Origin of the sequence: Vagococcus silagei, from assembly GCF_004795745.1 — a bacterium.
GTDB lineage: Bacteria > Bacillota > Bacilli > Lactobacillales > Vagococcaceae > Vagococcus > Vagococcus silagei.
In genome coordinates this window covers 58575-68279 of the sequence record NZ_SDGV01000006.1, presented here as the reverse complement: position 1 = coordinate 68279, position 9705 = coordinate 58575, and the positions used below count along the sequence as shown (strand labels likewise).

The 9705-nt window shown below is 34.5% G+C and carries 1 protein-coding gene; it reads right to left on the bottom strand.

Going from position 1 to position 9705, the window contains the following annotated elements; genetic code table 11:
• Window positions 1-9665 (bottom strand): FIVAR domain-containing protein (locus ESZ54_RS03080; protein ID WP_204249505.1); only part of this gene is annotated, 9665 nt, incomplete at its 3' end.
• Window positions 9666-9705: the final 40 nt, after the last annotated feature.

The window sequence follows — 9705 nt, the reverse complement described above, 5'->3', positions numbered from 1 at the left end:
GAATCGGAACCACTGCCATCTGAGTCGCTACCGCTACCGTCGGAATCGGAGCCACTGCCATCTGAGTCGCTACCGCTACCGTCAGAATCGGAGCCACTGCCGTCTGAGTCGCTACCGCTGCCGTCGGAATCGGAACCACTGCCGTCTGAGTCGCTACCGCTGCCATCGGAATCGGAACCACTGCCGTCTGAGTCGCTACCGCTACCGTCCGAGTCGCTGCCACTGCCATCTGAGTCAGATCCGCTACCATCATCAATGTCTACATGATGTTCATAATAATTATCTAAATCTTCTTTTGCTTTAGCTAAGTCTTTAGTTGCTTCATCAACCTCAGTTTGTGTTGCTTCTGGGTCATCTAAGACTTCTTTTGCTTTTTCTCGAGCATCTTCAAACTCACGATATAGTTCATCTGGATATTTATTATCATCGTTCGAATATTTATTTTTATTCTCAGTATTATCTGGACGTGTTTCTTCGTAAAGATTTTCTAACTCACTCTTATCAACTTCAGTTGATTCATTTTTTTCTAAAGCTTCGAAAGTATCTTTAAGCAAACGATACGCTTCGTCAACTTGTTCTTGTGTTGCTTCTGAATCTTCTAAAACGAGTTTTGCTTTTTGACGAGCTTCATCAAATGCTTTATAAGTTTGAGCTGTATATTGATGATCTTCATTCGAAATATCTTGTACTAATGAATATAAATTTTGTAATTTTGACTTATCAACTTTATTCTCTTTATCAACAATCAGAATTGTTTCACGACCTAATTTATCATCGTAACCAGCTTGATGACCAACTAGGCGTACTGAAACTTCATCTTTATAAGAAAGTGTCGGAATATTGATTGCAAATGTGCCATCAGGATTCAATGTACCTGTATAAATCGCGCCGCCATTGACCTGAACTTCGACTGTGTATGTTCGTCCATTTGAGAAATCATTATTAATTGATTTACCAATAATCATATTATCATTTGCAGAAGGTTGTTTAACTTCAATTGGTTGTAAATTCCAATCTTCCCATGATTGTGACAATTGGACAATAGCTTCCGTTGTTTCACTAAATTTGTCATTTTTTCTTGGTTGATGCCCAACAATCATGACTTCAACTTTGTCTTCCGCTTTAAGTTTATCAACTTTAACCATGAAACGACCATTCTCATCTAATGTACCAACATATGTTTTTTGCCCATTAATTGTGACAACAACATCATAAGTTCGACCTAATGATGTATCATTTGGTGCAAGCCCTGTCACATACTCTTTTCCTTCAAATAAATCATCAATTGTTGGTTGTGTCACTTTCCATTCTTCATATAAATCATCAGCATTTTTAACAGTAATTGTCGCAATATTTGATGCTAATTCATTACCATTCTTATCCTTAACAGCTTCACCATCTCGGTAAGCAATAAGCTGCGCTGTGATAACGTCGCCTTCTTTAAGAGCTGATTCTAGATTTTCAAGTTTATACAAACCATCTTTAGTTACAGGTACTTCCCCTACAACTTCACCATTAACAGTAATACGAATTTGATATTCGCCATTATCAATATTTGGAACCAAACCACTAATTGTTGTATCTCCTGATGCAGCTTGATTTAACAATGGATCTGGAATACCCCATTCCACATCAGCTTGCGTAATTTGAGGAGTCACATCTTGTAATTGTTTTCCTACCCCAACTAGTGTGCCAAAACTGTTTAATTTTCCAGCGTATACGAAGGCTTGCGCTTCAACGTAACCACCAAATTCTAACGGTGTCCCAACATAATATTCAAAGGCACCCGTTTGACGATCAACACTAACTTCTGATAATTGGATTGCTTTTCCATCAGGTGAATAATAAGTTAATTTAACTTTATAAACATTTAAATCGTTTGGATTAAATTCAACATAGTTACCTTTTTCATCCATCATGCCTGAGATATTACCCGAAATAACTTGATCACCATTTTTAATTGTATTCAAGTTTACTTCTGGTGCTTTAGCTTTACCAACTTGCCATTCTTGTGTTGTTGATTCAGAAACAAAATCACGTTCTTTGTTTTCACGAATAACAGTTGCAAGAATCATATCACCAGCTTTAAAACCATTAGCTGTTACATTACCATATTCGTCTTTTTCACCGTAAACGTACATAAAAGTATTGTCATCTCTTAAATCAGTGTAGCCTAAAGTTTCAATACTGCCGTCAGCATGGCGAACGTCAATCCGAACTTTATAAGTGTCACCTTTAATATCAGTGTTATGATCTTGTTGAACACGGCCATTGATAACAGTACTTCCACTAACAAGGACATTGCCTAATTCTGCTGGTGCAACTGGTTTTTGAGCACTTGTCGTATCACTACCTAAACCTGTTGTTGAACCATTTGATTTTCCATTAGAAAAATCATTATTTAAAGCATTTGTCATGCCTTCACGTTCTTCACCAACGAATACAATTGGTTTTTTATTTAATTCAGTAATCACTCTCATCGTGTTATTATCTTCAGTGTTTAAAGGAATATAACCATTATGATTTCGTGACCATGCATCTAAGTCAAAGTTAAAGCCATATGTTAAATCAAACCAAGTTTGAGGTGCTAAGTCTAAAATAGACATTGCCATTCTGCGTGTAATGATTCTTAATGTTGGCACGCCATCTTCTGTTAGATAGTACTCAACAGTAATATCACCAGGTTGTAAATCAGATAATTTGATTGCGTCAACCTTAAAGTCATCCGATGCACCACTTAGAAGAACACCCACTGAGCCATCAGCAGAAATCGTGACATAATCACGCCAATCATTTGATTCAAAGACAACTTTCATACTCTTAGGTAATTCAATTCTTGTTTCAAAACTTGGTGAATAAACAGCTAAACCTAAACCACTTTGTTTTGATTTTGTTGTAAAGCTTAATTTACCATCTTTAATGCTGACTTGTTCAAAGTTACTCTTCGTATTACCCATAGTAATAAAGTTAATATCACGAGCCTTGATAAGATTAGCTTTAGCAGTCTCAACGGTTTCAAGCATCTCTGTTAATTCTTCTAGAGTTAAACCATAATTACGTTCCAATTCTGCAGCTGTGTTTTTAATGACTTGTTCATAATCGTCATAACCAATCACATAATCTTTTGGCACCAATTTATCGAAATCACGAATATATTTATCAATTTTTTGACGTGTTTCATTTGCTAGTGCTTCTTGATATTCTGCACTGTCTAAAGCTTCTTGTAATTTCTTATTCGCATCGTTAATATCATCTGCCGTTGCTTTTGGATCTTTAAGAATACTTTCAGCACTCTTGATACTATTTTTAATCATAAAGCCGTTTTTATACAATTCATTTGGATGACTTGTATCAGAAGAAATACCTGTTGTTGCTGCTTTATCTAATGTATGAATTAGATTTTGAGATGCTTCTTCTTTTGACGTAACAAGTGAGTCAATACTACCATTTAAGGCATTAATTAATTTACTTAAATCATCTGCTTCGATTGTATTACGATCAATTTTAGATGCTTTTTCAAAAACCTTTTTAAATTCTTGATAAGAGCTATTTGTAACTGTATCTTGACCATTATAGTAACTATAGTCATCAATATGAACTGTTTTACCAGCTTCTAAAGCTACATCTAATTGACCTAATAAATCTTCTTTAGAAATTAAGTTATTCAACGCTTGACTTAAGTGTTTAGTCACAATTGAAATATCTTCCATCGAAGACTCTGAAGCCGCCAAGATATCTTTAGCATTGTGTAATTGAATATTTAATTCATTCCAAGTTTTAGTTGTATATTTCCATTTTTCATTTGGTTTAGAAATAACCACAGATGCTTCATCAATCAAACGATTCAAGGTTTCAATATTAGAAGAAGTCACTAAACCATCCATCGCTTTTTGTAAATCTTTTAGTGCTTGATCTAATTCGTTAGCTGTTGCTTTACGGTTTTTGTCAAATTCTAAAGCATTCTTATATGCTTCATTCATAACTGAGAAACTCTTATTAGTGTAGTAACTCATTTTTTGTTTATCAATTGCTGCTTTTGCATCAACATAAGCAATTGATAATTGTTTTCTGACATCATCTTTACCGACTAGAGCTGCCTTAGCATGGAGTAATTGATTTCTAGCTTCTGATAACTCTTCAACTGAAGAATTTTTATTGTCATAAATTTTTTCAGCAAATGCAACGGCTTTTAATAACTGTTGGTAAGACGCTGTCGTATAATCAGTATCTTTCAACAACTTAGCTTGCGTGATTTCTTCAAGTAATTGTTCACGACCTTCTTCACCCACAGAAACGACTGGGACTAAATTAGTTAAGGCACGTTTTATTTCGTTGTAAGCACTATTTAAAGTTGCTGCATTTGGATTACCTAAGGCTTCATCACCCTTGCGAATTGCTTCTTGTAAAACAGCAAAACTATATTGTGTATAGTCAGAACCTTTATATTTCTTAGCTTCAGCAATTAAATCTTCTAAACGTTTTTGGTCAACTGCTGAAGGATCCGTAATACTTGGTGCTTTTAATTGTGCGATTGCATTATTTAATGTCGTAATTGTTTCATCAATTAATGATTGTGTTGCTGTATTATCAAGGAGAACTGCTCTTGCTTCATCCATTGCATCAACTAAAACTTTATATGTTGTTGCACTATATTTTGAAGCATTCATTGCTTCTGCTTCTTTTAATAATGTTTGTAGTGCATCAATTGAAACTTTTGAAGGTTTCACGCTTGTAGTTGTCACAAGATGGTTAATTGCACTATTCAAAGTATCACGTGCTTTGTTCACATCTGCTTGTGTTACAGCTTCATTTGCAAAAATACGTTGTGCTTCTTCTAAAGCTTTTGTTAAAGCTTGGAAACTTTCTTTTGTGTAGACGTTTGTTTCGTTTGAATAGAATGAGGCTACATCAATCGCTGCTTCCAAACCATTTTTATTCACTTCAGTATTCTTAGCAGGTACACGTTTTAAGTTTTCTGCACTTTGTTTTTTTCCAGCATCTCCCTGTTGTCCTACGATGACAACCGAAACGTCATCATAAGCTTCAAGTGCTTTATCTAACGCCACACTAAAGTTTCCGTATTGGTCAACTTCACCTGTGATCACTTTGCCGTCATTAATTTTTACTTGAACGTAATAAGTACGATCGTATGATGAGTCAACTTTGACATATCCTGAAACAGATTTGTCACCGATTTGAGGATCTTTAACAACTGGATGACTAATTTCCCATTCTTCAAATGATTCTTGACGTTCGGGAGTCACAGTTGTCGCTGCCGTTTTTTCACCATCATAACCTTTTTCTGTCCCGTGTAGAGTCACGACAATTTCATCTGTTGCTTTGATTTTTTGACCTAAATTAATTTGGATACGTCCATTTTCACGATTTAGCGCATCTTCATTAATAGTCATTTGAACACCGTTGATTGTTACTGTAACGTAATAATCTCTTGTTGGGCTATCATCTAAAAGTGCAATCCCTGTTAAAGTAGATTCACCAATTTTTGGAACATTGATTGTTGGTTGATTGACTTCCCATTTGTCATTCGCTTCAGATGAAGCAACAACAATACTTTCAACAACGTCAGAACCTGTAACTGCTTCAGTTTTTCCAGGTACAAATCCAACAACACTCACATTAACAATCTCACCACGTTCAACTTTTGGTACTGTTACTTGGAACATACCATTATCATCAATTGAACCATAGTAAACTTTATCACCAATTGATACTTGAATTTGATAATTGGCTTCGTTAAATTTAACGTCATTGATTGGTGCTTGACCTGTAATTGTTGTACTACCTTCTTTAATTTGGTTAACTGAAGGTTTGCCAATATTCCATTCAACTTGCTTAATTGTCGTGTTGGCATCAGCATTATTTAATTGCACACCAGTTGATGATAACTCACCGTTACTATTGACAATTCCTTGATAAACATAAGCAATCGCTTCAATGCGACCACCATATTGTAGCGGCATTGACGTTACATAATTGAAGTTGCCATCTTTATCAGTTCTAACTTCTGCCAACTCAATACCAGTTGTTTGACCAGGCGCATAATACACCAAGCGAACAGTGTAAACATTTTTATCAGAAGGATCAATTGTCATACTCTTACCATCTTGGGTAGTTAGTGTACTAATTTTACCGCTGATGACCTTGCCATTTTGCTTGATTGAATTCACTTCAACTACTGGTGATTTACCTTTCACAACATTAATTGATTTATCAAGAGAGGTTGTTGTCAGGTCATATTTTTCGTTCATGCGGACAATTTTAACTTTGACATTGTCCCCTTGAGCAAAGTTTTGTGCCATCACATTTCCTGTTTTAGCATCAACAATTGTATAGTTAAAGATAAAGTTCCCATCTTTATCTAATTCTGTCCGACCTATTTCTTTACCATTTAATTCAAAGACTGCTTGATAATGATCACCATCAAGATCTTTAGTATTCGTTTGTTTAGCTTGACCAACGATTGTATTCGTTCCATCCACCACTTGCGTATGAATTTCACCTAATACAACATCACCTTGAACAGCTAATTGATTCATATCTTCTAAATTAGTAACGTCTCTTTGGCCGCTCCAATTAATAGCGCCTGCAATTCCTTCTTGAAGAACTTTAGAAACAGCTTTAACTTGTGTATCGTCATTTTTTTCTTGAATAGGTAATGCATGACCATCTTTCAAGTATTGTTCTAAATCAAAATTAAGGAAATAATTTAATTCAAATTCATTAACTGGCATTAATCCAGTACCAGGCACCATTTTGTTTGTGGTAATAAACAAGACAGGTTGGCCATCAACCATTTTGTATGTAATCTTCAAGTCATTTAAAACTTTTTCATCATCTAATGATAATAGGTTTAACATTGGATCCCATTTCGCACCAATTCCGCCAATACCACCTGATTTTTTATTACCTGATTTAACTTCAGTTGTACCCATTCCCACAGCGCCAGCTGAATTATTGTAAGCAATTTTAACATATTGACGCCAATTTGGATCTTCAAAGAATGGAATCAAGTTATGTGGAATTTTAACAGTTGTTTCAAATGAAGGCTTGTAAGTTAAGAATTGTAACGTTGGATTATCAACTTTAACTTCAACGTTAAACTGACCGTCTTTCATGCCTGTATTTTTGCTAACATTTGTCGTTGTATTCACAGCTAATGTTTTAGAACCTTCGTCAATTGTTAAATTGTTTTTAGCATTATTTATTTTTGTAACAGCTGTATTCATCTCTGTCGCACTGACATTTAAATTATTTAATAACTCTCTAGCTGCATTAATTGCTTGCTCATACTCTTCATAACCATGGAGAATTTTTTTACGATCCTCTTCAGTCATGTTGTCAAAAGTCGCAATTTCATCTTTTAAATTTTGTCTTGCTGATTGACGATTAGCATCACTATAAGCCAAGTCATCAATTGCTTTTGCAAGTCTTTCTGTGACACGTAAAACGTCTTCTGTTTGAATTTCGTCAACACTATCAACAAGTTTATATGCTTCAGTAACCACTTGCTGTAATTGACGCCAACTATCAGACGTATAGGCTGTTTCTTTGTCTAATGTCACCAATTTTTCTAATTCTTTTTGTAAGTTTGTCACAGCTTCATTACTTGTTAAAAATAGATTATTCATTGTCATGTTAAGCTCATTAACTAATTGATTTAACATATCTGGACTAATTGAATCGCGATTGATAGCTTTTGCTTTAATTAAAGCATTTTCGAAAGCTAACCAAGAAGATTCAGTAAATTTACCACTGTCTTTTTCATAAGCTTCGGCTCTAAATAAGGCACTATCTAAATCATTTAGTAATGTTTCTTTATCAATCATTACTTTAATCGCATGATCTAATTTTTGATAAGCATTTGAAATTTCATCAACTGTTGATTTAGAACTGCCTAAAACCGCTTGAGCATAAGTTAATTGTTTAGTTAAATTATTCCATGATGAATCAGTAAAATTACCTTTTCCAAGTCCAACTAATTTATTTCCTTCGTTGATTAAACTTTCAAGACCTTTTAAGTTTTCAATTTTAACTAAATCATTAATTGCTTGCTTCACTTGATTATTAATTTCGACTAAACGGTCTGCAGAAACCATGTTAAAATCAACTGTTTCAGCAATTTTCATTTGTTGTAATAACAAATTAATCGTTTCATTTGTAAAAAGTTGTTTTTGTTTATTTGCTTTGACAATTTTATTTGCTTCTTCCAATGTGGCTTGTAATTCAGCATTCACATCTTCTTTAGACACAAGGTCATCAATTGATTTCATTAAATCACTATACGTATTTGAGAACGCATCAGTTGAAACATTTTCTGCCTTTAATAAACGTTCTGCTTTTTTCAAATGATCTGAAAAAGCTTTATAACTGTCAGTTGTATAATTTTTACCATCTAAGCCCTTAACTTCATCTAACTTAGTTTGTAAATCTTGAGACGTTTTAATCTCAACCAATTGACCAACAGCATGTTGAATTTTAGTGTAAGCAAGATAGCGTTCTGACTTAGTGGATTCTTGATTGTTTGCCACTAAAACCGCATCTCTAAGTGCATCACTTAATTCTTTATAGCTTAAGGCTGTATAGCTCGTTTGTTTATAGGTTGCCAAAGTTTCTTCAACAAAACTAGACAATTCTTCTGCTGTCACATCTAAATCCGCTACGTGTTCTTGTAATGTTGCTACAAGACGGTTAACTTCTGCTTGAGTTGCATTTTTATTAGCTTGTAACTTTTTAGCTTCAGCAATCACCGCTTTTGCTTCTGAGGAGCTCTCTTGATTGATTGAACCTAATGTTAATAAATCAAGTTCTAACTGTTTCACTAAATCATTAAGTACAGTTTGAGCGACTGACAGATTTTTTTCAGCGGCAATCAGTTGATTTAAAGCTTGTGTTGCTTCATCATCACTTAATTCTCCTGCTGCTAGTTTTGTTTCAATTTCTTCAATCACTGCTTTTAATTGTGAAACAGTCTCTTCAGAATAATTTACTTCTAATTCAGTGTTATTTTTTAATTCACTTATTTTTTCATCTAAAGCCGCATGGTTACTAGGGTTTGCTTCATCTTTACCTTCAGTACCGCGTGTGTTATTATTTGAGTGTTCAGAAGATTTATTTTCTGTAGAGGTGGTGCCTAAGTTTTCTGTTGCCGCAGATTGCTTAGTCTCTACTTCTTTTTTATTTACAGCTTGATTCATTTTAACTGCTTGGACATTTTCCATTGTTGTTAAATATTCTGATTCAGCGGCAAATAATTTTTCAACTTGTTGGTTTGCTTGCTCTGCTGTCAATGATTGACTCGCTAGTAACTGATAAGTTTCAGCTAAGACTACTTTTAATTTAGATTCCGCAGGCGCTTCCGGATATTTCAACCCTAAATCACCAGCAACTTGTCTTAGGTAATCATTTGCTTCAATCACATGTACATTTTGAGCTGCACTTTCAGGTGTTTCTTTTGCCGTCGTTGTTGCTGCCTGATCTTTCGCTTCAAGCGGTTCAATTTCTTCAGCGTCAGCAATTTGTGGTGCAACTGCAACTGTTGCTAAACCATAGGCTGCAACTGTTGAATAAAATAGTTTTGTCGATTTATTTTTTCGCTTTTGGTTTTTATTCATTTTTTCCTTGTAATCATAATTCTTTTTACTCAATTTTAGTCCTCCTTGAGAATTTTAATACTTCACTTTTACT